Below are 24582 nucleotides of genomic sequence, written 5' to 3' on the forward strand. Positions count from 1 at the left end.
TTACTGCCCGTTTTGCTCATCCAGGACAACTTGGTACAGCGCCTCATTGCTGCCGGCACTGCGCAGTTTGTCGCGTACTTCTTTGCGGTCGAGCATGCTGGCGATCTGCCGAAGCAGTTCCAAGTGCGCATCGGTGGCGGCCTGTGGGACCAACAGAACAAACAGCAGGTCGACCGGGGCGCCATCAATGGCATCGAAATCGATAGGCGCGTCCAAGTGCAGCAGCGCGCTGACAGGTGTCTCACAGCCTTTGAGGCGACAGTGAGGAATGGCGATGCCGTTACCAAAACCGGTGGAACCCAGTTTTTCACGGGCAATCAGAGCCTCGAAGACATCTTGCATCTCCAGTTCAGGCACTTGGCTGCTGATCAGGTTGGCAATTTGTTCGAGGGCTTTCTTCTTGCTGCCGCCCGGCACGTTCACGAGGGAACGGCCGGGGGTCAGGATGGTTTCAAGTCGAATCATGGGTGGGGAGTGTTAGCGGCCTGTGCCCTGAAGAAGGCTCTGCTGCTTTTCCTTATGCTTTTTAAGTTGGCGGTCGAGCTTGTCAGTCAAGGCATCGATTGATGCATACATGTCTTCATGCTCGGCGTTGGCGACTACTTCGCCACCGGGAATCTGTAGGGTCGCTTCGATTTTCTGCTGAAGCTTGTCGACCTTCATGATCACTTGCACATTGGTGATCTTGTCAAAATGACCCTCAAGCTTTTTCAGCTTTTGCTCGACATATTCGCGCAGGGGAGGGGTGACTTCTACATGGTGTCCACTGATGTTGACTTGCATACAGCTTCTCCTTCGTTGCCAGTGCATAAAGCGGCGGGTAGGAATACCCGCCACTGGAACGCTGTGGCCCGCCCGTCACATCAAACGCTTACGCTCGCTGGAAGGCGCGATCCCAAGGGATTCGCGGTACTTGGCGACGGTTCGACGGGCGACCTGAATGCCTTGTGCCTCCAGTAAACCAGCGATCTTGCTGTCACTCAACGGCTTTTTCTGATTTTCCGCGGCAACCAGTTTTTTGATGATTGCGCGGATTGCCGTGGACGAGCATTCGCCGCCTTCTGAGGTGCTGACATGGCTGGAGAAAAAGTATTTCAACTCATAAATACCCCGTGGGGTATGCATGAATTTTTGCGTGGTAACGCGGGAAATCGTCGACTCGTGCATGCCTACCGCTTCGGCGATATCGTGCAGAACCAAAGGCTTCATCGCTTCATCGCCGTATTCCAGGAAGCCGCGCTGATGCTCGACGATCTGCGTGGCGACTTTCATCAGGGTTTCGTTACGGCTTTGCAGGCTCTTGATGAACCAGCGCGCCTCCTGCAACTGGTTGCGCATGAAGGTGTTGTCGGCACTGGTGTCGGCGCGTCGCACGAAACCTGCATATTGCGGGTTGACTCGCAGGCGTGGCACTGACTCCTGGTTAAGTTCCACCAGCCAGCGCTCGTTGTCCTTGCGCACGATCACGTCAGGAACTACGTATTCGGCCTCGCTGGACTCGATCTGCGAGCCGGGACGCGGGTTGAGGCTTTGCACCAGCTCGATGACCTGGCGCAGATCGTCTTCCTTGAGCTTCATGCGACGCATCAGTTGGCTGTAATCGCGGCTGCCGAGCAGGTCGATGTAGTCGGTGACCAGGCGCTGGGCCTCGGCGAGCCATGGGGTCTTGGCGGGCAGCTGGCGCAGTTGCAGCTGCAGGCATTCGCTAAGGGTGCGCGCACCAATACCCGCGGGCTCAAATTGCTGGATGCGGTGCAGGACGGCTTCGATTTCGTCCAGTTCGATATCTAGTTCGGGGTCGAAGGCCTCAAGAATCTCTTCGAGTGTCTCGTCCAGATAGCCTTGGTTATTGATGCAATCGATCAGGGTGACGGCGATCAGGCGATCGGTGTCCGACATCGGCGCGAGGTTCAGCTGCCACAACAAATGGCTCTGCAGACTTTCGCCGGCGGACGTGCGGGTAGTGAAGTCCCACTCATCATCGTCGTTGCTGGGCAGGCTGCTGGCGCTGGTCTGGTAGACGTCTTCCCAAGCAGTGTCTACGGGAAGCTCGTTGGGAATGCGTTCGTTCCAATCGCCTTCCTCAAGGTTATCCACCGTAGGGGCGGTTTCCTGGTAGGACGGTTCCTGCACGTCTGCGTTGGGCTTTTGCTCGATGTTGTCGGCCAACGGGTCTGCATTATCGAAGTCGTCGCCTTCTTCCTGGCGTTCGAGCATCGGATTAGACTCCAGGGCCTCCTGGATTTCCTGTTGCAGGTCCAGGGTCGACAATTGGAGCAGGCGGATGGCCTGTTGCAGCTGCGGTGTCATCGTCAGCTGCTGGCCCATTCTTAGGACTAGCGATGGTTTCATGGCAGGGGCTTAACACCTTATTCGCCGGCGCAACGCGCCATCCACGACAGGGCGCGTGAGCGCCAAACATAAGCAAATTATATGCCTGATATCGAGGGCTTTGCCTAGAGCGCGGTAACAATAAAAAACCGGAGGTTTTCATTGACTCCCGCGCATCAGGCAAACGACCTGCCACCGCCTTGTTTGTGCAGGCGGCTTTACAGGCGAAACTCGTGACCCAGATACACTTCCTTGACCAGTTCGTTGGCCAGGATGGTGGCGGAGTCGCCTTCTGCGATCAGTTGACCATCGTTGACGATATACGCGGTTTCGCAGATATCGAGGGTCTCACGCACGTTGTGATCGGTGATCAGTACACCGATGCCCTTGGCCTTGAGGTGATGGATGATCTGCTTGATGTCGCCGACCGAGATAGGGTCGACGCCGGCAAACGGTTCGTCCAGCAGAATGAACTTGGGGGCAGTGGCCAGGGCGCGGGCGATTTCCACGCGACGCCGCTCACCACCGGACAGGCTCATGCCAAGGTTGTCGCGAATGTGGTTGATATGGAATTCCTGCAGCAGGCTTTCCAGCTCCTGTCGGCGGCCGTCACGGTCCAGTTCCTTGCGAGTTTCAAGGATGGCCATAATGTTGTCGGCAACTGACAGTTTGCGGAAGATCGATGCTTCTTGAGGAAGATAGCCGATACCCGCGCGTGCACGACCGTGCATTGGCTGGTGGCTGACATCCAGGTCGTCGATCAGTACGCGACCCTGATCCGCCTGGACCAGGCCAACAATCATGTAGAAGCATGTGGTCTTGCCTGCGCCGTTGGGGCCGAGCAAGCCGACGATCTGGCCGCTGTCGATCGACAGGCTGACGTCGCGCACGACCTGACGGCTTTTATAGGCCTTGGCCAGATGCTGGGCTTTCAGGGTTGCCATTACTCGGCCTTCTTCTTCGGCTGGATAACCATGTCGATGCGTGGGCGCGGTGCGGTGACCTTGCTGCCATTGGCACGACCGGCGTTAGCGATCTGTTTCACGGTGTCATAGGTGATCTTTTCACCTTCCGTGGAGTTGCCATCGGGGCTGAGCACCTTGGCCTGGTCGATCAGCACAATGCGATTCTGCTGGGCGTGATACTGAATGGTCTTGCCGTAGCCCTTCATCGGGCCAGTGTCGGCAGCGGACTGCTTCTGTTCGAAGTAAGCCAGGTTACCCACTGAGGTCACGACGTCAATGTCACCGGCTTGGGTGCGCGTCAGTGTCACGGTATTACCGGTGATCTTCATCGACCCTTGGGTGATGATTACGCCGCCGGTATAGGTGGCAACACCTTGCTTGTCATCCAGTTGCGCATCGTCAGCCGAGATGTGGATCGGTTGCTGGCTATCGTTCGGCAGAGCCCAGGCGCTCACGCTTCCCAGTGCTGCGCCCAAACCGAGCAAAATAGGGAGAGTTTTAACGAGCCTCATACTGTCCTCTTACGTTCGATAGCAGGTGTATCCTGCTTTCTTTCAAATACGCTTTCATTCCCTTGCCAGTCGATACACCGCCAGCGCCGTCGATTCTAACGTCTTGCTCGGTCTGCGCATATTGCTTCTGCGGGAATACGGTCATGCGACTGCTGGTAATCACCGTGTCACGGGCTTTGGCGTCCGTGCGCGCAACACGTACCGAGTCAATCAGTTCTACCTCGGTGCCGTCGGGGTTCACCTCACCACGCTTGCTGGTGACATGCCACGGAAATTCGGTGCCGCGGTACAGGTTCAGGTCCGGATTAGTCAGCAGAGTGACTTCGGTGGCCTTCAAGTGCTCGACTTTGTCCGACGTCATTTCGTACTGCAGCTTGCCGTCGGGCAGGAACTGCACGCTATAGGCATTGGTGGCGTAATAGTCGATGGCCCCCTCGTCGACCTGCGCAACAGGCTGGTCGAGGAAGCGCCCCGGACTGATATTCCAGTAGCCCACCGCGAGGAACAGCGCGGCAATGACCCCGAATAACAGGAAGTTGCGAATCTTTTTACTCAGCATAAAACGCTCTATAGGTAGGCGGCGTGGGCCGCTTCAAGGCTGCCTTGGGCTCGCAGGATCAGTTCGCAGAACTCGCGGGCTGCACCTTCGCCACCACGTGCGCAGGTGATGCCATGGGCGTGCTCGCGAACAAACGCCGCCGCATTGGCGACGGCCATGCCAAGCCCTACTCGACGAATGACCGGCAGGTCGGGCAGATCATCGCCTAAGTAGGCGACCTGCTCATAGCTTAGGTTGAGTTGGCCAAGAAGCTCGTCCAGAACTACCAGTTTATCCTCGCGGCCCTGATACAGGTGAGGAATCCCCAGGTTTTGTGCGCGGCGTTCCACAACGGGAGTTTTTCGGCCGCTGATAATCGCGGTTTGCACGCCTGCAGCCATCAGCATCTTGATGCCTTGGCCGTCGAGGGTGTTGAACGTCTTGAATTCGCTGCCGTCTTCGAGGAAGTACAGGCGGCCATCGGTCAGCACGCCGTCAACGTCGAAAATCGCCAGTCTGATGTTTTTGCCGCGTTGCAACAGGTCGCTGGTCATTTACATCACTCCCGCACGCAGCAAGTCGTGCATGTTCAGGGCGCCAACCGGGTGGTCGTCGCTATCGACAACCACCAGGGCGCCGATCTTGTGGTCTTCCATGATCTTCAATGCTTCGGCTGCCAGCATCTCAGGGCGTGCGGTCTTGCCGTGTGGCGTCATCACTGCATCGATGGTCGCAGTGTGGATATCGATGGTGCGGTCCAGGGTGCGGCGCAGGTCGCCGTCGGTGAATACCCCAGCCAGGCGGCCGTCAGCTTCAAGGATCACGGTCATGCCCAGGCCCTTGCGAGTCATTTCCATCAGCGCGTCCTTCAGTAAGGTGCCGCGCTGGACGTGGGGCAATTCATCGCCTGAATGCATAACGTTTTCCACTTTCAGCAGCAGGCGGCGGCCCAGTGCGCCACCCGGGTGGGAGAACGCGAAGTCTTCAGCCGTGAACCCGCGAGCTTCAAGCAGCGCAACGGCCAGGGCGTCGCCCATAACCAAGGCAGCGGTAGTGGAGGAGGTTGGTGCCAGATTCAGCGGGCAGGCTTCGTGGGCGACGTGAACGTTCAGGTTAACATCGGCAGCCTTGGCTAGGGTCGACTCCGGGTTGCCGGTGACGCTGATCATCTGGATGCCAAGGCGCTTGATCAGCGGCAGCAGGGTCACGATTTCGTTGGTGGTGCCGGAGTTGGACAGCGCCAGGATGATGTCATCTTTGGTGATCATGCCCATGTCGCCGTGGCTCGCCTCCGCCGGATGCACGAAAAACGCCGTGGTCCCGGTGCTCGCCAGGGTGGCGGCGATCTTGTTGCCGACGTGGCCCGATTTGCCCATGCCGACCACGACAACGCGGCCCTTACTGGCCAGAATCATCTCGCAGGCGCGTACGAAATCTGCGTCGATATGGGCCAGTAAGCCTTCTACGGCTTCGACTTCGAGGCGGATGGTGCGTTGTGCGGATTGGATAAGGTCGCTGGATTGGCTCATGTCTGAAATCGTATAGCCTGACGAAAAGTCGGCGATTATAGCGGTAATGATCAATTCCCTCACGCAAGTTCGTCAGGCTTTATTCAGCAGGGGACCGAGATCGATCCTCAGTCACACAGTCGGCAACGTTTTTTCCCTGTCCCCAAACTGAACTAGCGCTGTTCCGGCCTTGGGCGCCTTGTACCAGCAGTGATATAGTTCGCCGCCAGTTCGGTCCGCCCAGCCCATGTGGCTATCTATATGCGTCGCCGTTGCAAACGTTTGTCGCATGCGTGGTGTCTGAGTGAGAGGCTGCATCCCAAGGAGTTTAGATGAGTGCCGATAACGCCTACGCGGTCGAGCTGAAGGGACTGACCTTCAAGCGCGGGACGCGCAGCATCTTCAATAACGTCGATATTCGCATTCCCCGTGGCAAGGTCACGGGCATCATGGGGCCGTCCGGTTGCGGCAAGACCACGCTGTTGCGGTTGATGGGCATGCAATTGCGTCCCAGCGCCGGCGAAGTGTGGGTCAATGGCCAAAACCTGCCTACGCTGTCGCGCAGTGATCTGTTCGATGCGCGCAAGCATATGGGCGTGCTGTTCCAGAGCGGTGCGCTGTTCACCGACCTCGATGTGTTCGAGAACGTAGCGTTTCCGCTGCGGGTGCATACCCAGCTGTCCGACGAAATGATTCGCGACATTGTGTTGCTGAAATTGCAGGCCGTCGGCCTCCGTGGCGCAATTGATCTGATGCCCGACGAACTGTCCGGCGGCATGAAGCGCCGTGTGGCCCTGGCGCGAGCCATTGCCCTCGATCCACAGATTCTCATGTACGACGAGCCCTTCGTCGGTCAGGATCCGATCGCCATGGGGGTGCTGGTACGACTGATCCGTCTGCTCAACGATGCCCTGGGTATCACCAGTATCGTGGTCTCCCACGACCTTGCAGAAACCGCGAGCATTGCCGATTACCTCTATGTGGTCGGTGATGGCCAGGTGCTGGGGCAGGGTACGCCTGAAGAGCTGATGAACGCCGACAACCCGCGCATTCGCCAATTCATGACCGGCGACCCCGATGGCCCTGTGCCTTTCCACTTTCCGGCAGCGGATTACCGCTCAGATCTTCTGGGGAAGCGTTAATGCGCAAAACATCTCTTATCGAGAAAGTTCGCCTTTTCGGTCGCTCCGGCATCGACATCGTCGAAGTGCTCGGCCGCTCGACGATTTTCCTGTTCCACGCCTTGCTCGGCCGCGGCGGTATTGGCGGTGGCTTTGGCCTGTTGATCAAGCAGCTGCATTCGGTGGGTGTGATGTCCCTGGTGATCATTGTGGTCTCCGGGGTGTTCATCGGCATGGTGCTGGCGTTGCAGGGCTTCAATATCCTGTCCAGCTACGGTTCGGAGCAGGCAGTGGGGCAGATGGTTGCCCTGACGCTGCTACGTGAACTGGGACCGGTGGTGACCGCGTTGCTGTTCGCCGGGCGCGCAGGTTCCGCGTTGACTGCCGAAATTGGCAACATGAAGTCTACCGAGCAGCTGTCCAGCCTCGAAATGATCGGTGTGGACCCGCTCAAATACATTGTTGCCCCGCGCCTGTGGGCCGGCTTCATTTCCCTGCCATTGCTGGCGATGATCTTCAGCGTGGTCGGTATCTGGGGCGGTTCGTGGGTAGCGGTGGACTGGCTTGGCGTCTACGACGGCTCATACTGGGCCAACATGCAAAACAGCGTGACCTTCAGTGGTGACGTGCTCAATGGCATTATAAAGAGCATCGTCTTCGCCTTTGTAGTGACCTGGATCGCCGTATTCCAAGGCTATGACTGTGAGCCCACCTCAGAAGGGATCAGTCGTGCCACCACCAAGACCGTTGTGTACGCCTCGCTGGCAGTACTTGGCCTTGACTTCATTTTGACCGCCTTGATGTTTGGAGACTTCTGATGCAAAACCGCACTGTGGAAATCGGTGTCGGCCTTTTCTTGCTGGCTGGCATCCTGGCTTTACTGTTGCTGGCTCTGCGAGTCAGCGGTCTTTCGGCCAGCCCAACCGCCGATACTTATAAACTTTACGCATACTTCGACAATATCGCCGGTTTGACTGTCAGAGCTAAAGTGACCATGGCCGGTGTAACCATTGGCAAGGTCACGGCAATCGATCTGGATCGCGACAGCTTCACCGGGCGAGTGACGATGCAACTGGACAAGAAGGTGGATAATCTGCCTACCGACTCTACTGCATCTATCCTCACTGCGGGGCTGCTGGGCGAGAAGTACATCGGTGTCAGCGTGGGCGGGGAAACAGCCCTGCTCAAGGATGGTTCGACCATCCACGACACTCAGTCGTCGCTGGTACTTGAGGACCTGATCGGAAAATTTTTGCTCAATACGGTCAATAAAGACGCCAAATGAGGAATCTGTTCATGATCTCTACCTTGCGACGTGGCCTGCTGGTACTGCTTGCAGCACTGCCATTGATGGCCAACGCGGCAGGTTCTGCGCACGAACTGGTGCAGGACACCACCAGCAAGATGCTGGCTGACCTGACGGCCAATAAAGAACAGTACAAGCAAGATCCAACCAAGTTCTATGAAGCGCTCAACAGCATCGTCGGCCCGGTCGTCGATGCTGAAGGCATCTCACGCAGCATCATGACGGTCAAATATTCGCGCAAGGCCACGCCTGCGCAGATGCAGACGTTCCAGGAAAACTTCAAGCGCGGCCTGTTCCAGTTCTATGGCAACGCTTTGCTTGAGTACAACAACCAAGGTATTACCGTTGCTCCAGCCGGTGATGAGTCGGGCGATCGCACCAGCGTCAACATGAGCGTCAAAGGTAATAACGGTGCCGTGTACCCGGTGCAGTACACCTTGGAGAAGATCAACGGCGAGTGGAAACTGCGCAACGTGATCATCAACGGCATCAATATCGGCAAGCTGTTCCGTGACCAGTTTGCCGACGCCATGCAGCGCAATGGCAACGACCTGGACAAAACCATCAATGGTTGGGCCGGTGAAGTCGCCAAGGCCAAGGAAGAAACCGATAAAGCTGCTGGGAAGCCGGCGCAATGACCGAGTCGGCTGTTCGTCTCGGCGACTCTGGCCAGCTGTTCATCAGCGGGGTGCTGGATTACCGAACTGGCCCGGCTCTGCGCAAGCATGGCCAAGCACTGATCAAGTCGAGCGCTGCGCCGGAGTTGGTCCTGGATTGCTCAGCGGTAACCAAGTCCAGCAGTGTCGGGTTGTCGTTGCTGCTGTGCTTCATGCGTGATGCCGAAGCGGCTAAGAAGCCGGTTAGCATCCGTGCGTTGCCCGAAGACATGCGCGAAATTGCCGAAGTTTCCGGTCTGACCGAGCTGTTGGCGCATCCTTAATACACATTATTAGAGAAGCCCCCCGTCAGAGTCCTGCTATGCGGGGTTCGCAGGCGCGGGGCTTTTTTGTATGATGTGCGACCCGTGCGCACTGGGCGCCGATAGAGGTTGAGCATGCAGGCCCTAGAAGTTAAGAGCTTTCTTGAAGGAAAGCTGCCGGATACGACCGTAGAAGTTGAAGGCGAAGGCTGCAACTTCCAGCTGAACGTGATTAGCGATGAACTGGCGGCATTGAGCCCAGTCAAGCGTCAGCAGCAGATCTATGCCCATTTGAACCCGTGGATCACCGATGGCAGCATCCATGCGGTCACTATGAAATTTTTCAGCCGCGCGGCCTGGGCCGAGCGCACCTGAGCCCTCAAGGCGTCGAGATTCTTATGGATAAATTGATTATTACCGGCGGTGCTCGCCTTGATGGCGAGATTCGCATTTCCGGTGCAAAAAACTCCGCCTTGCCGATCCTGGCAGCGACCCTGCTGTGCGATGGCCCGGTGACCGTGGCCAACCTGCCGCACCTGCACGACATCACTACCATGATCGAGCTGTTCGGTCGCATGGGCATCGAGCCTGTGATTGATGAGAAGCTGGCCGTTGAAATTGACCCACGCACCATCAAGACCCTGATCGCCCCGTACGAACTGGTGAAAACCATGCGTGCGTCGATCTTGGTGCTGGGCCCGATGGTTGCCCGTTTCGGTGAAGCCGAAGTCGCCCTGCCTGGCGGCTGCGCTATCGGATCGCGTCCAGTGGACCTGCACATCCGTGGCCTGGAAGCCATGGGCGCAGTCATTGACGTTGAAGGCGGCTACATCAAAGCCAAGGCGCCGGAAGGCGGCCTGCGTGGTGCGAACTTCTTCTTTGATACCGTCAGCGTGACCGGTACCGAGAACATCATGATGGCCGCTGCCCTAGCCAAAGGCCGCAGCGTCCTGCAAAACGCCGCGCGCGAGCCGGAAGTGGTCGACCTGGCCAACTTCCTGAACGCCATGGGCGCGAAGGTTTCCGGTGCCGGCACCGACACCATTACCATTGATGGTGTAGAGCGCCTGCACACTGCAACCTATAAAGTGATGCCTGACCGCATCGAGACCGGTACCTACCTGGTTGCTGCCGCCGTTACCGGTGGTCGCGTCAAGGTAAAGGACACCGATCCGACCATCCTGGAAGCGGTCCTGGAAAAACTGCGCGAAGCTGGCGCCGAAATCACCACCGGCGAAGACTGGATCGAGTTGAACATGCACGGCAAGCGGCCGAAAGCCGTCAACGTGCGGACCGCTCCGTACCCGGCGTTCCCGACTGACATGCAAGCGCAGTTCATCTCCCTGAACGCGATTGCCGAAGGCACTGGTGCCGTGATCGAGACCATCTTCGAAAACCGCTTCATGCACGTGTATGAACTGCACCGCATGGGCGCGAAGATTCAGGTTGAAGGCAACACCGCCATCGTTACCGGCACCGAGAAGCTCAAGGGCGCGCCAGTCATGGCTACCGACCTGCGTGCTTCGGCCAGTCTGGTGATCTCGGCGCTGATCGCCGAAGGCGACACTCTGATCGACCGCATCTACCACATCGACCGTGGTTACGAGTGCATCGAAGAGAAACTGCAGATGCTCGGCGCTAAAATCCGCCGCGTACCGGGCTAGTTCCCGGAGCTGAAAACACCGTCACTGTGGTGAGCGGGCTTGCCCCGCGCCGGACTGCGTAGCAGTCCCGTTTTTTGGGTCGCTACGCAATTCAGCGTGGGGCAAGCCCACTCACTACAGACGGTGTCAGCTCGCAGTATGCTGAATTTGTTTCAAATCGAGGCTGTCATGGCCTCGATCTGCGTCTGGCGCCGTTTGCGACCGGACAGCAATAGCCTGATGAAGGACTGACGTTTCCCATGTTGACCATCGCACTGTCCAAGGGCCGCATCCTTGACGACACTTTGCCGCTTCTGGCTGAAGCGGGCATCGTGCCGACCGAGAATCCGGACAAGAGCCGCAAGCTGATCATCCCTACGACCCAGGACCACGTTCGCCTGCTGATCGTGCGGGCTACCGACGTGCCGACCTACGTTGAGCATGGCGCGGCCGACCTCGGCGTCGCCGGTAAAGACGTGTTGATGGAATACGGTGGCCAGGGCCTGTATGAGCCGCTGGACCTGCGTATTGCCCTGTGCAAGCTGATGACCGCCGGCCGTGTCGGTGACGTCGAGCCTAAAGGCCGCCTGCGCGTGGCAACCAAGTTCGTCAACGTTGCCAAGCGCTACTACGCCGAGCAAGGCCGCCAGGTCGACATCATCAAGCTCTACGGCTCGATGGAGCTGGCGCCGCTGATCGGCCTGGCCGACAAGATCATCGATGTGGTCGACACCGGCAACACCCTGCGTGCCAACGGTCTCGAACCACAGGACTTCATCGCCGATATCAGCTCCCGCTTGATCGTCAACAAAGCGTCGATGAAGATGCAGCACGCCCGTATCCAAGCGTTGATCGACACCCTGCGCACCGCAGTGGAGTCTCGACACCGCGGTTGACCTACCCGCGTAGCTGAAAGGCTGCGCCCGTCTATCCGCCTCATAGCCAGAATTCTCAGGTGCCCAAGCGGAAACGACTGCTAGTTTAGGGCGCCTGAGTTTTTGCCAATTCTATTGAGGCCCTCGCTATGACCACGTCCACTGCAATTGCCCGACTCAACGCTGCCGACCCGGATTTCGCCCATCATCTGGATCATCTGCTGAGCTGGGAAAGCGTGTCCGACGACTCGGTCAACCAGCGGGTGCTCGACATCATCAAGGCCGTGCGCGAGCGTGGTGATGCGGCGCTGGTGGATTTCACCCGTCAGTTCGACGGTTTGGACGTCAAATCCATGTCCGATCTGATCCTTCCCCGCGAACGCCTGGAGCTCGCACTTACGCGCATCACTGCGCCTCAGCGTGAAGCCCTGGAAGTCGCGGCGGCGCGTGTGCGCAGCTACCACGAAAAGCAGAAACAGGACTCCTGGAGCTATACCGAAGCCGACGGCACTGTGCTGGGCCAAAAGGTCACGCCGCTGGATCGTGCCGGTCTCTACGTGCCAGGTGGCAAAGCGTCGTATCCATCGTCGGTGTTGATGAACGCAATTCCGGCCAAGGTGGCGGGCGTGACCGAAGTGGTTATGGTGGTGCCGACCCCGCGCGGCGAAATCAACGAACTGGTGCTGGCTGCGGCCTGCATCGCTGGTGTTGACCGTGTGTTCACCATTGGCGGTGCTCAAGCCGTTGCGGCCCTGGCCTACGGCACCGAAAGCGTGCCGAAGGTCGACAAAGTGGTGGGGCCTGGCAACATCTACGTCGCCACCGCCAAGCGCCACGTTTTTGGTCAGGTTGGCATCGACATGATCGCCGGTCCCTCGGAAATTCTCGTAGTGTGCGACGGCCAGACCGATCCGGATTGGATCGCCATGGACCTGTTCTCCCAGGCCGAGCACGACGAAGACGCCCAGGCGATTCTGGTCAGCCCCGATGCCGAGTTCCTCGACAAGGTCGCCGCCAGCATCGATAAGCTGCTGCCTACCATGGACCGTGCAGAGATCATCGAGAAATCCATCAACGGCCGTGGCGCGCTGATCCTGGTGCGTGACATGGAACAGGCCATCGAAGTGGCCAACCGTATCGCCCCGGAGCACCTGGAGCTGTCCGTGGCTGACCCACAGGCCTGGCTGCCGTCGATTCGCCATGCCGGTGCGATCTTCATGGGGCGTCACACCAGTGAAGCGCTGGGCGACTACTGCGCCGGCCCGAACCATGTGTTGCCGACCTCCGGCACCGCGCGGTTCTCATCACCGCTGGGGGTGTACGACTTCCAGAAGCGCTCGTCGATCATCTTTTGCTCGCCACAAGGTGCTTCCGAGTTGGGCAAGACCGCTTCGGTGCTGGCCCGTGGTGAGTCGTTGAGCGCACACGCCCGTAGTGCTGAGTACCGAATCCTGGAAGAGGGGAAATAACACATGAGCAAATTCTGGAGCCCCTTCGTCAGGGACCTCGTGCCTTACGTGCCCGGCGAACAGCCAAAGTTGACCAAGCTGGTCAAGCTCAACACCAATGAGAACCCCTACGGCCCGTCGCCCAAAGCACTGGCCGCGATGCAGGCCGAGTTGAACGACAACCTGCGTTTGTACCCGGACCCCAACAGCGACCTGCTTAAGCAGGCGGTGGCCAAGTATTACGGGGTCGACGCCGGCAAAGTGTTTCTCGGTAACGGCTCTGATGAAGTGCTCGCGCACATCTTCCACGGCCTGTTCCAGCACGACCTGCCGCTGCTGTTCCCGGATATCAGCTACAGCTTCTATCCGGTGTACTGCGGTCTTTACGGCATCCAGTCCGACCCGGTGCCGTTGGATGAGAAATTTCAGATCCGTGTTGCGGATTACGCCAGGCCCAACGGCGGGATCATCTTCCCCAACCCGAATGCGCCGACCGGCTGCGTGCTGGCGCTGGACGCAGTAGAGCAGATCCTCAAGGCCAGCCCGGATTCGGTGGTGGTGGTCGATGAAGCCTATATCGACTTCGGCGGCGAAACCGCCATCAGCCTGGTGGATCGCTACCCTAATCTGCTGGTGACCCAGACCCTTTCCAAATCGCGCTCACTGGCCGGTTTGCGCGTGGGCTTGGCCGTGGGTCACCCGGACCTGATCGAGGCGCTGGAGCGGGTCAAGAACAGCTTCAACTCCTACCCGCTGGATCGTTTGGCGATTGTCGGCGCGGCAGCGGCGTTTGAGGACCGTGAGTACTTCGAGAAGACGTGCCAGTTGGTGATCGACAGCCGTAACAAAGTAGTCGCGCAATTGGAAGGCAAAGGTTTTGAGGTGCTGCCATCAGCGGCCAACTTCATCTTTGCGCGCCACCCACGGCATGACGCTGCCGGCCTAGCGGCCAAGCTGCGTGAGCAAGGGATTATCGTGCGGCACTTTAAGCAGGAGCGGATTGCCCAGTTCCTGCGGATCAGCATCGGTACGCCGGAGCAGAACCAGGCGCTGATTGATGGCCTCGGCGAGCTTTAACGGGCGCTGAAATCAAATGTGGGAGGGGGCTTGACCCCGATGGCGGCGTATCAGTCAGTTAATGTATTGACTGACACACTGCTATCGGAGGCAAGCCCTCTCCCACATTGGTTTGTATTGGCAGTTAGATCAACGGCTCATCTGGCTTCTTGTTCTTCCAGCCATCATTGCCAGGCAGCAGCAGGTTCAAACCAATCGCTACCACCGCGCACAGAGCAATGCCCTTCAGGCCGAAGTCATCCGGACCAGTTCCGGTCCCCACCAGCACACCGCCAATACCGAACACCAGGGTCACCGACACAATCACCAGATTGCGCGCCTCGCCCAGGTCGATCTTGTGGCGGATCAACGTGTTCATCCCCACCGCGGCAATCGAGCCGAACAGCAGGCACAGGATCCCGCCCATCACCGGCACCGGAATGCTCTGCAGTAGCGCGCCGAACTTGCCGATAAACGCCAGGCTGATGGCAAACACCGCCGCCCAGGTCATGATCTTCGGGTTGTAGTTCTTGGTCAGCATCACTGCGCCCGTCACTTCGGCGTAGGTGGTGTTCGGCGGGCCGCCAAACAGGCCGGCTGCCGTGGTGGCGATCCCGTCACCCAGCAGGGTGCGGTGCAGACCAGGCTTCTTCAGGTAGTCGCGACCGGTCACGCTGCCCACCGCAATCACACCACCGATGTGTTCAATCGCCGGGGCCAGGGCCACTGGGACGATAAACAGGATCGCCTGCCAGTTGAACTCCGGCGCGGTGAAGTGGGGCAGGGCGAACCAAGGCGCAGCGGCGATCTTGGCCGTGTCGACAACGCCAAAGTAGAACGACATGGCAAAACCTACCAGCACACCGGAGATGATCGGCACCAGGCGGAAGATACCTTTGCCGAACACCGCCACGATCAACGTGGTAAGCAGCGCTGGCATCGAGATCAGCATGGCGGTCTTGTACGGGATCAGTTCGGCACCGTTGTCGCCTTTACCCATCGCCATGTTGGCCGCGATCGGCGCCATGGCCAGGCCGATGGAAATAATCACTGGCCCGATTACCACAGGCGGTAGTAGTCGGTCGATGAAACCAGTGCCTTTGATCTTTACCGCTGCCCCTAGGAAGGTGTAAACAAAACCGGCCGCCATTACCCCGCCCATGGTCGCCGCCAGGCCGAACTGCTGCTTGGCGAGAATGATCGGGGTAATGAAGGCAAAGCTCGATGCCAGGAATACCGGCACCTGCCGCCCTGTCACCACCTGGAACAACAACGTGCCCAGGCCGGCGGTGAACAGTGCGACGTTTGGATCAAGACCTGTGATCAGCGGCATCAACACCAGCGCGCCAAATGCTACGAAGAGCATTTGTGCGCCAGACAGGATCTGGCGCCAAAGCGGGTCGTTGAATTCATCCTGCATGCTCACGCGTCCTTCTGCTTGGTGCCGAAGATCTTGTCACCGGCGTCGCCCAGGCCAGGGATGATGTAACCGTGTTCATTCAGGCGCTCATCGATGGAAGCGGTGTAGATCTGCACGTCCGGGTGGGCTTTCTCGACGGCGGCGATGCCTTCGGGAGCGGCGACCAGCACCATGGCGCGGATGTCCTTGCAGCCGGCTTTCTTCAGCAGGTCGATGGTGGCGACCATGGAACTGCCGGTAGCGAGCATCGGGTCAATGATCATGGCCAGGCGCTCGTCGATTTCCGGTACGAGTTTTTCCAGGTAGGTGTGAGCCTGCAAGGTTTCTTCGTTGCGGGCCACGCCCACGGCGCTGACTTTGGCACCCGGAATCAGGCTGAGTACGCCTTCGAGCATGCCGATACCGGCGCGCAGGATCGGCACCACGGTTATTTTCTTACCAGCGATTTTTTCCACCTGGACGGGACCGGCCCAACCGGGGATCTCGTAGGTTTCCAGGGGCAAATCCTTGGTGGCTTCGTAAGTGAGCAACGCTCCGACTTCCTGAGCAAGCTCACGGAAGTTCTTCGTGCTAATGTCGGCGCGGCGCATAAGGCCGAGCTTGTGCTGGATCAGCGGGTGGCGGATCTCGCGAGTGGGCATGGGAAAGGCTCCGGCGGCGGGCAAAAAAACCGGCCTAGATTAATCTATCCGAGGGTGTTGTCCTATAGGCATCTAGTACGTTAGTCCATTAAGGCTTGCTCGGAGCGCATGAGAAGCGTACCTTCGCCCGCTTTTCTTGCCACAGCACCCCCTTGGAGAGCGCCATGTCCGCTGATCTTGAGCATATCCGTCAAATCATGCGTGAGGCTGATTGCCTGTACACCGAAGCGCAAGTCGAAGCTGCGATCGCCAAGGTTGGCGCCCACATCACTCGAGAAATGGCCGACACCAACCCGGTGGTCTTTTGCGTGATGAACGGCGGCCTGATCTTCGCCGGCAAATTGCTGACTCACCTGCAATTTCCGCTGGAAGCGTCTTACCTGCACGCGACTCGCTATCGCAACGAAACCACTGGCGGCGATCTGTTCTGGAAGGCCAAGCCGGAAGTCTCGTTCATTGACCGCGACGTGCTGATCATCGACGACATCCTCGACGAAGGTCACACCCTCGGCGCGATCATCGATTTCTGCAAACACGCCGGCGCACGCAAAGTGCACACCGCCGTACTGATCGACAAAGACCACGACCGCAAGGCTCGCCCGGACCTTAAGGCTGATTACGTTGGCCTGCCGTGCATCGACCGCTACATCTTCGGCTATGGCATGGACTACAAAGGCTACTGGCGCAACGCCAATGGGATCTACGCCGTCAAAGGTATGTGATCCAGGCCCGGCGCAGGGTTGTCATGCTATCGTGCTTGGCCCCTGCGTCTGGAGCTGTCCATGAGCCTGTTGATTCGCACTTGCGCCGCCCTGGCGCTGACCCTGAGTTTGCCCCTGGCCGCCGCACCGGCGCCTATGCATGGTCAATTTCTGCCTCCCGATGACCTCACCCTGCGGACTGAAAGCCCTGACCAGCAGCAGTTGCTGCAAGTCACGGAGTACGCGGTGGTGGTGGGCAACCAGCGCCAATCCAACCAACAACCTATCCCGGTGACCTCGCCACTGATGCTCCGGCTGAAGGGCAAGCCCCTGAACAAAGGTGCGAGCATCAGCCAAGTGGTGCTCAACTTCGATGCCGAAAGTAAAAGCCTGAAAAAGCCGGTGTTTGACGACAAGAGCAAGACCCTGACGCTGTCTTATCCGGTGGCCCAGTACCGGGTGATCGTCGATTTACTGCGCAATGACACGGTGTATGTTCAGTTCCTCAGTTACGCCAACGGCCATATCTGGGCGGACCTGCATACCGGCGTTGTACGTACCAAGTAGCGCTAACATTGAAGAATAAATGTGGTGGGGGATTGCTCCCACATTGGTTCTTCAGCGCTTTCGAAGCCCGCGGCTCGCAGGTAGACTTCAAACCCCGTGTAAATGTCTGCAGGCTGGAGTCGGTAATGCGTAAAGATAAGAAACAGGTGATTGGCGATGAGATCGGCGACGATCAGATCAAGTTGTTCCTGGACTTCGAGCCGGTCGACGCGACTTCACCGTCCCTGCACAAACTGATCAAGGCTTATCGTGGCCTGCGTATCGACGACTTTGAGCGCTTCCTGGGCTTTTTCAAGGAGGCCGGCCTGGACCTGGATGGCAAGGATGAGCATGGGCAGACCTTCGTTGATCTGATCAAGGATCAGCGCAACGCGGACGATTACATCGAGCTGATCAAAAACGCTCGCGGCTGATTATCCCGGCCACAAAAAAACGCCCCGAGGGGCGTTTTTTTATTGCAGCCAGGCCTCAAGCGTAGCTTTCGGCCTCGTTGCTTTGCTCAACCAGTTCCAGGCTGATGTTGTTCTGCGTGTTGATCTTGCGATACAGCTCGGCATCAGTCTCAAGCACTTTTTCCCGGGCAGGGAAGATCTCGTGCAGCTTGGCTGCCCACTCACCGGCGGCTTTGGCCGGGAAGCAGCGCTCAATCAGTTCCAGCATGATCGACACCGTCACCGAAGCACCTGGGGACGCGCCCAGCAGCGCCGCCAGCGAGCCGTCTTTGGCCGCTACCAGCTCGGTGCCGAATTGCAGCACGCCGCCTTTTTTCGGGTCTTTCTTGATGATCTGCACCCGTTGGCCGGCCACTTCAAGACGCCAGTCTTCGGCTTTAGCCTCAGGGTAGAAGCGACGCAGGGATTCCAGGCGTTGTTCCATGGACTGACGCACTTCGCTGACCAGGTACTTGGTCAGGTCCATGTTGTCGCGGGCCACGGCCAGCATCGGGCCGATGTTGCTGGCACGAATCGACATCGGCAGGTCTAGGAACGAGCCGTGCTTGAGGAACTTGGTGGTGAAACCGGCGTATGGCCCGAACAGCAGGGATTTCTTGCCATCCACTACACGGGTGTCGAGGTGCGGCACCGACATCGGTGGCGAGCCGACGGCGGCCTGGCTGTAGACCTTGGCCTGGTGGTGCTTGACCACTTCCGGGTTGTCGCAACGCAGCCATTGGCCGCTGACCGGGAAGCCGCCGAAGCCTTTACTTTCTTCGATGCCCGAAGCTTGCAGCAGCGGCAGCGCCGCGCCACCGGCGCCGAGGAATACAAACTTGGCGTCCACCTCACGGCTGGTACCGCTGTTGACGTCCTTGATGCTCACGGTCCAGCCGGCGCCGTTGCGCTTGAGGCCGGTCACGCGCTTGCTGTACTTGACCTGGGCATCCGGGGAGCTGGTCAGATGGCCAAGCAGCTGATTGGTCAGTGCGCCGAAGTTGACGTCGGTGCCATTCATTACGCGAGTGGCAGCGATTTTTTCGTCGAGCGGGCGGCCCGGCATCATCAGCGGCATCCATTCGGCCATTTCGCTGCGGTCTTCGGTGTAGTGCATGTCCGAAAACGCGTGGTGCTGGCTGAGGGTTTCAAAGCGCTTCTTGAGGAAGTCCACGCCTTTGTCGCCCTGTACGAAGCTCAGGTGCGGCACCGGACTGATAAAGGACTTGGACGAGCCAAAGGTGCCCTTTTTGGTCAGGTACGCCCAGAACTGCTTCGACACCTCGAACTGAGTGTTGATGTGCACGGCTTTCTTGATGTCGATGGAACCATCGGCGGCCTGCGGCGTGTAGTTCAGCTCGCACAGACCGGCATGACCGGTACCGGCGTTGTTCCATGGGTTGGAACTCTCCGCTGCACCCGAATCCATCAGCTCAACGACTTCCAGCTTGAGGCCGGGGTCGAGCTCTTTGAGCAATACGGCCAGGGTGGCACTCATGATGCCGGCCCCTACCAGTACTACGTCGACTGCTTCGTTATGCGCCATTTAACGCGTCTCCAAAATCTGCAGCACCAAATTGACGGCATGGCTGCCAGGAGTGACGGGGCGGTTCACGTGTTGCCCCAGGTTACCCATGGCCAGGATCGCCATGTCCGTTTCGCAATTCTTTGCAACTTCGGCGCACGCTTCCTGCCCGGCCTAATCTGCCTATGAACGCACTCATGGGCGCCTGTGGCAATTCGACTTATGGTCAAAGCGTGCGATTCGTGCAATTAATCCGTAGCGGACAGGCTCAAGCTCCGGTTGTTGAGGAGTACTCAGTCCTGTGTGGTTGGGCTGTTCCAGACGCTGATGGTGCTTTTACAAACGCCAAACTATTCATTTGCTCGCCACACTCTTGTGAAGTTGTGAAAACCCGTTTTTTCACGCTCTTTTGAAGACGTGAACCTCAAAAAAGGGCTGCCTCAGCCTGGCACTTGGCCCGCAAGACATCTGCCGACACGCGGCAATACGGGCAAACAGCTCAAGTGGCCGAGCGCAATGGCAGCTCTGGCAGATTCGGTAAAGGCGGGTGGTTTGCAAAGGAAACAGCAAGCGCGCCAGCTTCACTCGATCTGTGTGGGCGGCTCTCTGTGGGCGATTCTTGGAGTTAATACCGAGGCATTAACGATGCTGCGAGGCCCGATCAGGAGACGTCCTTATAATCGGGGGGAGATTGTAGCGAAGAACGTCAGGGAAATGGGCGTGTTTTATGACTTTTATTAGGTCTTCGGTCAGGCGGCCAACGGCTGGTGCCGCGGCGACCGCGCCGGGCGTGGGCTGACACGGGCGCCGGCGGGCAGCGGGTGGTGCATCCAGCTCAGGCGGATTTCATCAATTTCCACCCAGCCGTCGCCCAAAGGCGGCTGGCTGCACTCTTTAAAGGCCTGGCAGCGGCCTTGCGCATCAAGCCGGGCGAACTGGCGAAGGGCAGGTTTGCGCGTAAACAGCGTCCAGAGAAAATGCATGGCGATAGACCTCCTGAGATTGAGGCCAAGCATGCCTTGCGAGGATGACGAGCCCATGTAACGGCTATTACATATCGGTGACAGCGAACCGCTGTCGAGCCGACGAGTCATAGGTTGTAACTGACGCTAGTTCCCTGCGGGGGCGCCCCGTTATACTGCCGGCCTGTCGGTACCTGATTTCTGGAGAGAAGCGCATGTTGCAACGCCTGTTGTTCGGTTTGATCACTGTGACCAGTTTGACCTTGGTTGGCTGCGCCAACAGCCCGCAACAACTGAGCCCGCAACCGAAGCTCACCACGCAGTTGGCGCCAGTGGGTCATGGTCAGCCGGTGTCGGTGCGTGTTGTGGATGGTCGTCCTTCGCCAACGTTGGGCTCTCGCGGGGGCTTGTACCCGGAGACCGCGCTTATCTCGGTGACTGGTCAGGACGTGCTGCCCAAGTTGCAAGCTCAGGCCGAAGCCGCCGTGCGCCTGCTGGGCTTTACCCCGAGCGCCAACGCGCCGGGCGCTCCTCAGTTGACCATCACCTTGGCTGAGCTGAAGTATCAGTCGCCTAAAGAAGGTCTCTATGTGACAGAAGCCGCCATCGGCGCAACCTTCAAGTCCGATGTCACCGCTGGCACCCGTCGCTATAGCGGTCGTTACGGCGCATCGTTGAACCAGCGTTTCGGTATGTCGCCGAACCAGGAAACCAATACCAAGCTGGTCAGCGACGTCCTGAGCGACGCCTTGACTCGCCTGTTCAAGGATCCAAGCATCGGTTCATTGCTCAGCTCGCAATAACCGTCCAAATAAAAACCGGGCTCAGTCATGTGCCCGGTTTTTTTTCGTCTGCAGTTTCACGCGGCGGTGTCGATACAGAAGTCCAGCAGGCTCACACCTGTCAACAGGTCGGCCTCTGGCGAGTCTGCATGCTGGTGCCCGCCAAGGGCGCAATAGACCAGCCAATGGCGGTCCTGCACGTTGAACGCCAGGCTGCCGACCAGCGCCTCCTGCTCATCGCTTTGAGCAATTAGATACAGCCGATCCTGGTTGTGCGCGTGCAGCATGACAAGCTCCTGAGTGTTCGAAGGGCAACAGAGTGGCTTGTTAAGGTGACGTTCAGGTGACGCCGTAAATTACTGGATACATTAGCCGTCCATGGAAGATGGAGCGGTTTGGCGCTGGCCGCCACTACCGTTCAGGTTGATATCGGAACCGATACCCAGACACCGTTTCACCCGAGGTTTGCGATGGCGCTGCCCGCACTGTTGATCAATGTTGTGGCTTTATTGGTGGCCTGCTCCGGTGCAGCGCTGCTTTCCATCACCCGCCTGCGCGAGCAGCGCGCCATGGCTGACCTGGCTGCGCAAAGTGAAGCGCGCGCGATCGATCAGCCCATGCTGTTCCTGGACGCGCGTACCGAGCGGGCAAATCGTGTGGCTTACCGCATCGGGTTCGCCTGCCTGGTGCTGGCGCTGGCTATTTCCTGGCTCAGCACCCGAATCTAAAACACGGCAGAACCAATGTAAGAGGGGGCTTGCCCCCGATAGCGGTGTGTCAGCCAAGTATTCATTAGCTGACTCACCGCTATCGGGAGCAAGCCCCCTTCCACATTTTCTGATCGGTGTTTACAGCGGGATTCCGGCCTTGACCCGATATTGATTACGCACCGGCGTCGCATATTGCACCACCAGAAATGGTCGGTGTTCCGCCGGGCATTCGTTCAAGCGCCGCTCCCACTCCGCCTTCGCCTTGGCCAGTTCATCCGCCGGGAACACGTCGGCCGCCTTCGGCACCTGCAACTGCGGGTCGGCATCGCTCCACTGGGCGTACGCAAGGTAGTGCACCGGGAACAGCCGGTAGCCGCCGAGAATCTGTCGGTCCATTTCCACGGCCAGCACTTTGGTGTCTTCGAAACGCTCGGTAATCGGCGGCGCGAAGTTGATATGTACGCGACCTTTGTAGCCGGTGATGCCCAGGGCAATGCTGACGTCATCTTCGCCTTGCGCCTTGACATAGGTGCCGGTGGTGGCGCGGATATACAACTCGCGGGCCTTGGCTGCATCGCACGGGTCGTACTCGTAGCTGATGGATACCGGCGTCAGGTTCAGTGACTGGATCACCTCGGCAAACGGCTCGTCCTTGCGGCTGACATGGAACATCTTGAGGATGGCTGACTCGGTGCGGTCATCCCCATCCTTGGCGCGGCCTTCGGCCTGGGCGATCCAGATCGACTGGCAGTCGTTGCGTATCGAATGATTGATGTAGGCCGATAGCAGGTTGAACGCCGCCATCTTCTCCTTTCGCCCGGTGATCGAGCGGTGCACGATAAAGCTCTTGTTCAGGCGCATCAGGTCGCTGACAAACGGCTTTTGCAGCAAGTTGTCGCCGATGGCGATGCGTGGCGTCGGCAGGCCGGCGTGGTACACGGCATAGTTGACGAAGGCCGGGTCCATCACGATGTCGCGGTGGTTGGCCAGAAACAGGTAAGCGGTACCGGATTTGAGCTGTTCGACGCCTGTGTAGGTAACGCCATCGGTCGCCCGGTCAATGGTATGGTCGACGTAGTACTCGACTTTGTCCTGCAGCGTAGCCACGGTGGTGACGCCGGCAAATTCACGGCGCAGCTTGCGGGCAATCATCGGCTTGAGCAGCCAGCCCAGGGCGCCGGCAAAGCGCGGGAAGCGGAAGTGGGTCAGGATGTCCAGAAAGGCCTTGTCACTGAACAGTCGGTCCAGCACTGCCGGGACTTCGCTGTCGTTGTAAGGTCGGATGGTATCGAATTCGCCCATCATGCTCTCTTGTTAGAAACGGCTAGGGTAAGTAGAGGAAATATCAGGGTGCGGCCCGAGTAATGGGCTCGGCCGGAAATAGCCCTGTAAATAGACCGGCGATTATACGCACAAGTCACCTTGGAGGCTGCGATGCTGGAAACTACGACGTACGATTGTCCTTATTGTGGTGAAACGGTAGAGACAGCGGTGGATTTATCCGGCGGTGATCAGACCTACATAGAAGATTGTCAGGTGTGTTGCCGACCGATTATTTTCGACCTGCAGGTCCATGGTGAAGAGTGGATGCTTGAAACCCGCAGTGAAAACGAATAACAGGCAAGCTCATGCAGCGAATCTACGAACCGGAAAACCTGATGGAAGGCGAGCTGCTGCAACAGATGCTCGCCAGCGAAGGCATCGAAGCACATTTGGTGGGGCGCCATTTGCTCGGCGGCACCGGCGAGCTACCGATCTTCGGTCTTCTGGGTTTGGAGGTAGACAATGACCGGGCGGCTGATGCCCGGGAGCTGATTACTGCCTATATCGGGGCGCAACCGCTGCCGGGTGATGAACCCGACAGCTTCCCCGACGTGCTGGTCTGTTAGGCTGTCGGCCGGTTTACCCAAGAGTCGTGTTGCCCCATGTGTGGACGTTATGCCCTGTTTCGCTGGAATCCCTCCTTTGCTGCCTTGCCAGGCTTTCCGGCTGACCAGCAGGCCCAGTGGAACATCTCCCCGAATGATTCGGTGCTGATCCAGCGCCTGAACGACGGCCATCACACCCTGGCCCGCGCCCGCTGGGGCCTGACGCCGCCCTGGCTGACCGACCTTTCCCGCACCCCGGCCCATGCTCGCGCCGAAACCCTGGCCGAGCAGCCGATGTTCCGCGAGGCCTTTCGCCAGCGCCGCTGCCTGCTGCCCGCCAATGGTTTTTATGAATGGCGCGGCACCCAGCGCAAACGCCCGTACTGGCTGACGCCGGGGGAAGGCTCCACGTTGTTTTTTGCGGCGATCTGGGAGGCCTACCCTGTGCAGGAACAAGTGTGGTTGAGCACGGCGGTGGTGACCCAGGCGGCCCAGAGCCAGCGCCGGCCGCTGATTCTTGATGCCGCAGGGCAGGCCGCCTGGCTCGATCCCGAGACGCCGTTGCATGTGCTGCAAGGTCTATTGGCCAGTGAGCCCATCCCACTGCGCGAGCGGGTCCTGGCTAATATGGTCAACGATCCCAAGCTCAATGGGCCGGAGTGCCTGACTCCGGCCTAAACCTGAAGGCGCCGTGGGATGTATCCGAAAATCCGCGGTTACGCGTCTGTTGTATCTGGCGCTGATACAAATGAG

At 58.7% G+C, this 24582-nt stretch carries 32 protein-coding genes; 18 read left to right on the top strand and 14 right to left on the bottom strand.

What is annotated here, in order from left to right; translation table 11 throughout:
* The 8 genes from ptsN to ACEN2T_RS07920 form a co-directional block, all read right to left on the bottom strand.
* Positions 1–465 (bottom strand): PTS IIA-like nitrogen regulatory protein PtsN, encoded by a 465-nt coding sequence (gene ptsN / locus ACEN2T_RS07885; RefSeq protein WP_032886276.1) that lies wholly within the window; start codon positions 463–465, stop codon positions 1–3.
* A gap of 12 nt (positions 466–477) precedes the next feature.
* A complete protein-coding gene (gene hpf, locus ACEN2T_RS07890; RefSeq protein ID WP_095183847.1) occupies positions 478–783 on the bottom strand; it encodes a ribosome hibernation-promoting factor, HPF/YfiA family in 306 nt (101 codons plus the stop codon).
* 75 nt (positions 784–858) lie between these two features.
* Positions 859–2352 (bottom strand): RNA polymerase factor sigma-54, encoded by a 1494-nt coding sequence (locus tag ACEN2T_RS07895; protein WP_032886277.1) that lies wholly within the window; start codon positions 2350–2352, stop codon positions 859–861.
* A gap of 197 nt (positions 2353–2549) precedes the next feature.
* Positions 2550–3275 carry an LPS export ABC transporter ATP-binding protein gene (lptB, locus tag ACEN2T_RS07900; protein ID WP_004372092.1) on the bottom strand — a complete coding sequence of 242 codons (726 nt, stop codon included), beginning with the start codon at positions 3273–3275 and terminating at the stop codon, positions 2550–2552.
* On the bottom strand, positions 3275–3808 hold the full coding sequence (gene lptA / locus ACEN2T_RS07905) for a lipopolysaccharide transport periplasmic protein LptA (RefSeq protein ID WP_095183848.1): 534 nt from the start codon (positions 3806–3808) through the stop codon (positions 3275–3277). The genes lptB and lptA overlap by 1 nt, the downstream gene beginning before the upstream one ends.
* Positions 3795–4367: an LPS export ABC transporter periplasmic protein LptC gene (gene lptC / locus ACEN2T_RS07910; RefSeq protein WP_032886279.1), complete on the bottom strand. Its 573-nt coding sequence runs from the start codon at positions 4365–4367 to the stop codon at positions 3795–3797. Before lptC ends, lptA begins: the two co-directional genes overlap by 14 nt.
* 8 nt (positions 4368–4375) lie before the next feature.
* On the bottom strand, positions 4376–4900 hold the full coding sequence (locus ACEN2T_RS07915; RefSeq protein ID WP_032886280.1) for a KdsC family phosphatase: 525 nt from the start codon (positions 4898–4900) through the stop codon (positions 4376–4378).
* On the bottom strand, positions 4901–5875 hold the full coding sequence (locus tag ACEN2T_RS07920) for a KpsF/GutQ family sugar-phosphate isomerase (protein WP_032886281.1): 975 nt from the start codon (positions 5873–5875) through the stop codon (positions 4901–4903).
* A gap of 311 nt (positions 5876–6186) precedes the next feature.
* Between ACEN2T_RS07920 and ACEN2T_RS07925 the strand changes: the two genes are divergently transcribed.
* From ACEN2T_RS07925 to hisC, 10 genes are all read left to right on the top strand, one after another.
* On the top strand, positions 6187–6996 hold the full coding sequence (locus ACEN2T_RS07925) for an ATP-binding cassette domain-containing protein (protein WP_003171811.1): 810 nt from the start codon (positions 6187–6189) through the stop codon (positions 6994–6996).
* Positions 6996–7793 carry a lipid asymmetry maintenance ABC transporter permease subunit MlaE gene (mlaE, locus tag ACEN2T_RS07930; RefSeq protein WP_010213107.1) on the top strand — a complete coding sequence of 266 codons (798 nt, stop codon included), beginning with the start codon at positions 6996–6998 and terminating at the stop codon, positions 7791–7793. Before ACEN2T_RS07925 ends, mlaE begins: the two co-directional genes overlap by 1 nt.
* Complete coding sequence (gene mlaD, locus ACEN2T_RS07935; RefSeq protein ID WP_003171814.1) at positions 7793–8260, top strand: outer membrane lipid asymmetry maintenance protein MlaD; 468 nt, start codon at positions 7793–7795, stop codon at positions 8258–8260. The genes mlaE and mlaD overlap by 1 nt, the downstream gene beginning before the upstream one ends.
* Positions 8261–8271: 11 nt before the next feature.
* Positions 8272–8919, top strand: coding sequence for an MlaC/ttg2D family ABC transporter substrate-binding protein (locus ACEN2T_RS07940; RefSeq protein WP_032886283.1), 648 nt, complete (start codon positions 8272–8274; stop codon positions 8917–8919).
* Positions 8916–9221 (top strand): STAS domain-containing protein, encoded by a 306-nt coding sequence (locus ACEN2T_RS07945; RefSeq protein ID WP_032886285.1) that lies wholly within the window; start codon positions 8916–8918, stop codon positions 9219–9221. Before ACEN2T_RS07940 ends, ACEN2T_RS07945 begins: the two co-directional genes overlap by 4 nt.
* 114 nt (positions 9222–9335) lie before the next feature.
* Positions 9336–9575, top strand: coding sequence for a BolA family protein (locus tag ACEN2T_RS07950; RefSeq protein WP_032886286.1), 240 nt, complete (start codon positions 9336–9338; stop codon positions 9573–9575).
* Positions 9576–9598: 23 nt separating this feature from the next.
* Positions 9599–10864: a UDP-N-acetylglucosamine 1-carboxyvinyltransferase gene (gene murA / locus ACEN2T_RS07955; protein WP_010213103.1), complete on the top strand. Its 1266-nt coding sequence runs from the start codon at positions 9599–9601 to the stop codon at positions 10862–10864.
* Between the two features lie 239 nt (positions 10865–11103).
* Positions 11104–11739: an ATP phosphoribosyltransferase gene (gene hisG, locus ACEN2T_RS07960; RefSeq protein ID WP_442116539.1), complete on the top strand. Its 636-nt coding sequence runs from the start codon at positions 11104–11106 to the stop codon at positions 11737–11739.
* A gap of 128 nt (positions 11740–11867) precedes the next feature.
* A complete protein-coding gene (gene hisD / locus ACEN2T_RS07965; RefSeq protein ID WP_032886288.1) occupies positions 11868–13187 on the top strand; it encodes a histidinol dehydrogenase in 1320 nt (439 codons plus the stop codon).
* A gap of 3 nt (positions 13188–13190) precedes the next feature.
* Positions 13191–14243, top strand: a complete 1053-nt coding sequence (gene hisC, locus ACEN2T_RS07970; RefSeq protein ID WP_032886289.1) for a histidinol-phosphate transaminase — start codon at positions 13191–13193, stop codon at positions 14241–14243.
* A 124-nt stretch (positions 14244–14367) separates the two neighbouring features.
* Here hisC and ACEN2T_RS07975 read toward each other — a convergent pair whose 3' ends face one another.
* Both ACEN2T_RS07975 and upp read right to left on the bottom strand, forming a co-directional pair.
* Positions 14368–15642 (bottom strand): uracil-xanthine permease family protein, encoded by a 1275-nt coding sequence (locus ACEN2T_RS07975; protein WP_099601142.1) that lies wholly within the window; start codon positions 15640–15642, stop codon positions 14368–14370.
* A gap of 2 nt (positions 15643–15644) precedes the next feature.
* Positions 15645–16283: a uracil phosphoribosyltransferase gene (gene upp, locus ACEN2T_RS07980; protein ID WP_004372055.1), complete on the bottom strand. Its 639-nt coding sequence runs from the start codon at positions 16281–16283 to the stop codon at positions 15645–15647.
* Between the two features lie 164 nt (positions 16284–16447).
* Between upp and ACEN2T_RS07985 the strand changes: the two genes are divergently transcribed.
* The 3 genes from ACEN2T_RS07985 to ACEN2T_RS07995 all read left to right on the top strand — a co-directional run bounded on the left by ACEN2T_RS07985 (position 16448) and on the right by ACEN2T_RS07995 (position 17964).
* Positions 16448–17005, top strand: coding sequence for a hypoxanthine-guanine phosphoribosyltransferase (locus ACEN2T_RS07985; RefSeq protein ID WP_032886291.1), 558 nt, complete (start codon positions 16448–16450; stop codon positions 17003–17005).
* Positions 17006–17065: 60 nt separating this feature from the next.
* The gene (locus tag ACEN2T_RS07990; RefSeq protein WP_032886293.1) at positions 17066–17551 is read left to right on the top strand and encodes a hypothetical protein; all 486 of its coding nucleotides are present in this window, start codon (positions 17066–17068) and stop codon (positions 17549–17551) included.
* 125 nt (positions 17552–17676) lie between these two features.
* Positions 17677–17964 (top strand): PA4642 family protein, encoded by a 288-nt coding sequence (locus ACEN2T_RS07995; RefSeq protein ID WP_095183854.1) that lies wholly within the window; start codon positions 17677–17679, stop codon positions 17962–17964.
* A gap of 55 nt (positions 17965–18019) precedes the next feature.
* On the opposite strand, the gene mqo is transcribed toward ACEN2T_RS07995, so the two are convergent.
* Complete coding sequence (gene mqo, locus ACEN2T_RS08000) at positions 18020–19528, bottom strand: malate dehydrogenase (quinone) (protein WP_095183855.1); 1509 nt, start codon at positions 19526–19528, stop codon at positions 18020–18022.
* Positions 19529–20256: 728 nt separating this feature from the next.
* Complete coding sequence (locus tag ACEN2T_RS08005; RefSeq protein ID WP_032886296.1) at positions 20257–20490, bottom strand: hypothetical protein; 234 nt, start codon at positions 20488–20490, stop codon at positions 20257–20259.
* A 194-nt stretch (positions 20491–20684) separates the two neighbouring features.
* On the opposite strand from ACEN2T_RS08005, the gene ACEN2T_RS08010 reads away from it, so the two are divergent.
* Positions 20685–21272 carry a YajG family lipoprotein gene (locus tag ACEN2T_RS08010; RefSeq protein WP_032886297.1) on the top strand — a complete coding sequence of 196 codons (588 nt, stop codon included), beginning with the start codon at positions 20685–20687 and terminating at the stop codon, positions 21270–21272.
* 56 nt (positions 21273–21328) lie between these two features.
* Here ACEN2T_RS08010 and ACEN2T_RS08015 read toward each other — a convergent pair whose 3' ends face one another.
* Positions 21329–21538, bottom strand: coding sequence for a hypothetical protein (locus tag ACEN2T_RS08015; protein WP_032886298.1), 210 nt, complete (start codon positions 21536–21538; stop codon positions 21329–21331).
* 183 nt (positions 21539–21721) lie between these two features.
* Here ACEN2T_RS08015 and ACEN2T_RS08020 point away from each other — a divergent pair, with 183 nt between their 5' ends.
* A complete protein-coding gene (locus ACEN2T_RS08020) occupies positions 21722–21979 on the top strand; it encodes a hypothetical protein (protein ID WP_095184310.1) in 258 nt (85 codons plus the stop codon).
* 120 nt (positions 21980–22099) lie between these two features.
* On the opposite strand, the gene ACEN2T_RS08025 is transcribed toward ACEN2T_RS08020, so the two are convergent.
* The gene (locus ACEN2T_RS08025) at positions 22100–23263 is read right to left on the bottom strand and encodes a 1-acyl-sn-glycerol-3-phosphate acyltransferase (protein WP_442116540.1); all 1164 of its coding nucleotides are present in this window, start codon (positions 23261–23263) and stop codon (positions 22100–22102) included.
* A gap of 132 nt (positions 23264–23395) precedes the next feature.
* On the opposite strand from ACEN2T_RS08025, the gene ACEN2T_RS08030 reads away from it, so the two are divergent.
* From ACEN2T_RS08030 to ACEN2T_RS08040, 3 genes are read left to right on the top strand one after another with little or no spacing between them, the layout of a single operon-like run.
* Positions 23396–23578: a CPXCG motif-containing cysteine-rich protein gene (locus tag ACEN2T_RS08030; RefSeq protein WP_081797681.1), complete on the top strand. Its 183-nt coding sequence runs from the start codon at positions 23396–23398 to the stop codon at positions 23576–23578.
* Positions 23579–23589: 11 nt separating this feature from the next.
* Positions 23590–23850 carry a putative signal transducing protein gene (locus tag ACEN2T_RS08035; protein ID WP_095183856.1) on the top strand — a complete coding sequence of 87 codons (261 nt, stop codon included), beginning with the start codon at positions 23590–23592 and terminating at the stop codon, positions 23848–23850.
* A gap of 36 nt (positions 23851–23886) precedes the next feature.
* Positions 23887–24507: an SOS response-associated peptidase gene (locus ACEN2T_RS08040; RefSeq protein WP_095183857.1), complete on the top strand. Its 621-nt coding sequence runs from the start codon at positions 23887–23889 to the stop codon at positions 24505–24507.
* Positions 24508–24582 lie beyond the last annotated feature (75 nt).

Source organism: Pseudomonas sp. W22_MBD1_FP4, from assembly GCF_052113765.1.
In the GTDB taxonomy this organism is placed as follows: Bacteria; Pseudomonadota; Gammaproteobacteria; order Pseudomonadales; family Pseudomonadaceae; genus Aquipseudomonas; species Aquipseudomonas sivasensis.

Coding starts and splice junctions, on each gene's coding strand:
- ptsN (WP_032886276.1), bottom strand. CDS start 465: ATGATTCGACTTGAAACCATCCTGACCCCCGGCCGTTCCCTCGTGAAC.
- hpf (WP_095183847.1), bottom strand. CDS start 783: ATGCAAGTCAACATCAGTGGACACCATGTAGAAGTCACCCCTCCCCTG.
- ACEN2T_RS07895 (WP_032886277.1), bottom strand. CDS start 2,352: ATGAAACCATCGCTAGTCCTAAGAATGGGCCAGCAGCTGACGATGACA.
- lptB (WP_004372092.1), bottom strand. CDS start 3,275: ATGGCAACCCTGAAAGCCCAGCATCTGGCCAAGGCCTATAAAAGCCGT.
- lptA (WP_095183848.1), bottom strand. CDS start 3,808: ATGAGGCTCGTTAAAACTCTCCCTATTTTGCTCGGTTTGGGCGCAGCA.
- lptC (WP_032886279.1), bottom strand. CDS start 4,367: ATGCTGAGTAAAAAGATTCGCAACTTCCTGTTATTCGGGGTCATTGCC.
- ACEN2T_RS07915 (WP_032886280.1), bottom strand. CDS start 4,900: ATGACCAGCGACCTGTTGCAACGCGGCAAAAACATCAGACTGGCGATT.
- ACEN2T_RS07920 (WP_032886281.1), bottom strand. CDS start 5,875: ATGAGCCAATCCAGCGACCTTATCCAATCCGCACAACGCACCATCCGC.
- ACEN2T_RS07925 (WP_003171811.1), top strand. CDS start 6,187: ATGAGTGCCGATAACGCCTACGCGGTCGAGCTGAAGGGACTGACCTTC.
- mlaE (WP_010213107.1), top strand. CDS start 6,996: ATGCGCAAAACATCTCTTATCGAGAAAGTTCGCCTTTTCGGTCGCTCC.
- mlaD (WP_003171814.1), top strand. CDS start 7,793: ATGCAAAACCGCACTGTGGAAATCGGTGTCGGCCTTTTCTTGCTGGCT.
- ACEN2T_RS07940 (WP_032886283.1), top strand. CDS start 8,272: ATGATCTCTACCTTGCGACGTGGCCTGCTGGTACTGCTTGCAGCACTG.
- ACEN2T_RS07945 (WP_032886285.1), top strand. CDS start 8,916: ATGACCGAGTCGGCTGTTCGTCTCGGCGACTCTGGCCAGCTGTTCATC.
- ACEN2T_RS07950 (WP_032886286.1), top strand. CDS start 9,336: ATGCAGGCCCTAGAAGTTAAGAGCTTTCTTGAAGGAAAGCTGCCGGAT.
- murA (WP_010213103.1), top strand. CDS start 9,599: ATGGATAAATTGATTATTACCGGCGGTGCTCGCCTTGATGGCGAGATT.
- hisG (WP_442116539.1), top strand. CDS start 11,104: ATGTTGACCATCGCACTGTCCAAGGGCCGCATCCTTGACGACACTTTG.
- hisD (WP_032886288.1), top strand. CDS start 11,868: ATGACCACGTCCACTGCAATTGCCCGACTCAACGCTGCCGACCCGGAT.
- hisC (WP_032886289.1), top strand. CDS start 13,191: ATGAGCAAATTCTGGAGCCCCTTCGTCAGGGACCTCGTGCCTTACGTG.
- ACEN2T_RS07975 (WP_099601142.1), bottom strand. CDS start 15,642: ATGCAGGATGAATTCAACGACCCGCTTTGGCGCCAGATCCTGTCTGGC.
- upp (WP_004372055.1), bottom strand. CDS start 16,283: ATGCCCACTCGCGAGATCCGCCACCCGCTGATCCAGCACAAGCTCGGC.
- ACEN2T_RS07985 (WP_032886291.1), top strand. CDS start 16,448: ATGTCCGCTGATCTTGAGCATATCCGTCAAATCATGCGTGAGGCTGAT.
- ACEN2T_RS07990 (WP_032886293.1), top strand. CDS start 17,066: ATGAGCCTGTTGATTCGCACTTGCGCCGCCCTGGCGCTGACCCTGAGT.
- ACEN2T_RS07995 (WP_095183854.1), top strand. CDS start 17,677: ATGCGTAAAGATAAGAAACAGGTGATTGGCGATGAGATCGGCGACGAT.
- mqo (WP_095183855.1), bottom strand. CDS start 19,528: ATGGCGCATAACGAAGCAGTCGACGTAGTACTGGTAGGGGCCGGCATC.
- ACEN2T_RS08005 (WP_032886296.1), bottom strand. CDS start 20,490: ATGCATTTTCTCTGGACGCTGTTTACGCGCAAACCTGCCCTTCGCCAG.
- ACEN2T_RS08010 (WP_032886297.1), top strand. CDS start 20,685: ATGTTGCAACGCCTGTTGTTCGGTTTGATCACTGTGACCAGTTTGACC.
- ACEN2T_RS08015 (WP_032886298.1), bottom strand. CDS start 21,538: ATGCTGCACGCGCACAACCAGGATCGGCTGTATCTAATTGCTCAAAGC.
- ACEN2T_RS08020 (WP_095184310.1), top strand. CDS start 21,722: ATGGCGCTGCCCGCACTGTTGATCAATGTTGTGGCTTTATTGGTGGCC.
- ACEN2T_RS08025 (WP_442116540.1), bottom strand. CDS start 23,263: ATGGGCGAATTCGATACCATCCGACCTTACAACGACAGCGAAGTCCCG.
- ACEN2T_RS08030 (WP_081797681.1), top strand. CDS start 23,396: ATGCTGGAAACTACGACGTACGATTGTCCTTATTGTGGTGAAACGGTA.
- ACEN2T_RS08035 (WP_095183856.1), top strand. CDS start 23,590: ATGCAGCGAATCTACGAACCGGAAAACCTGATGGAAGGCGAGCTGCTG.
- ACEN2T_RS08040 (WP_095183857.1), top strand. CDS start 23,887: ATGTGTGGACGTTATGCCCTGTTTCGCTGGAATCCCTCCTTTGCTGCC.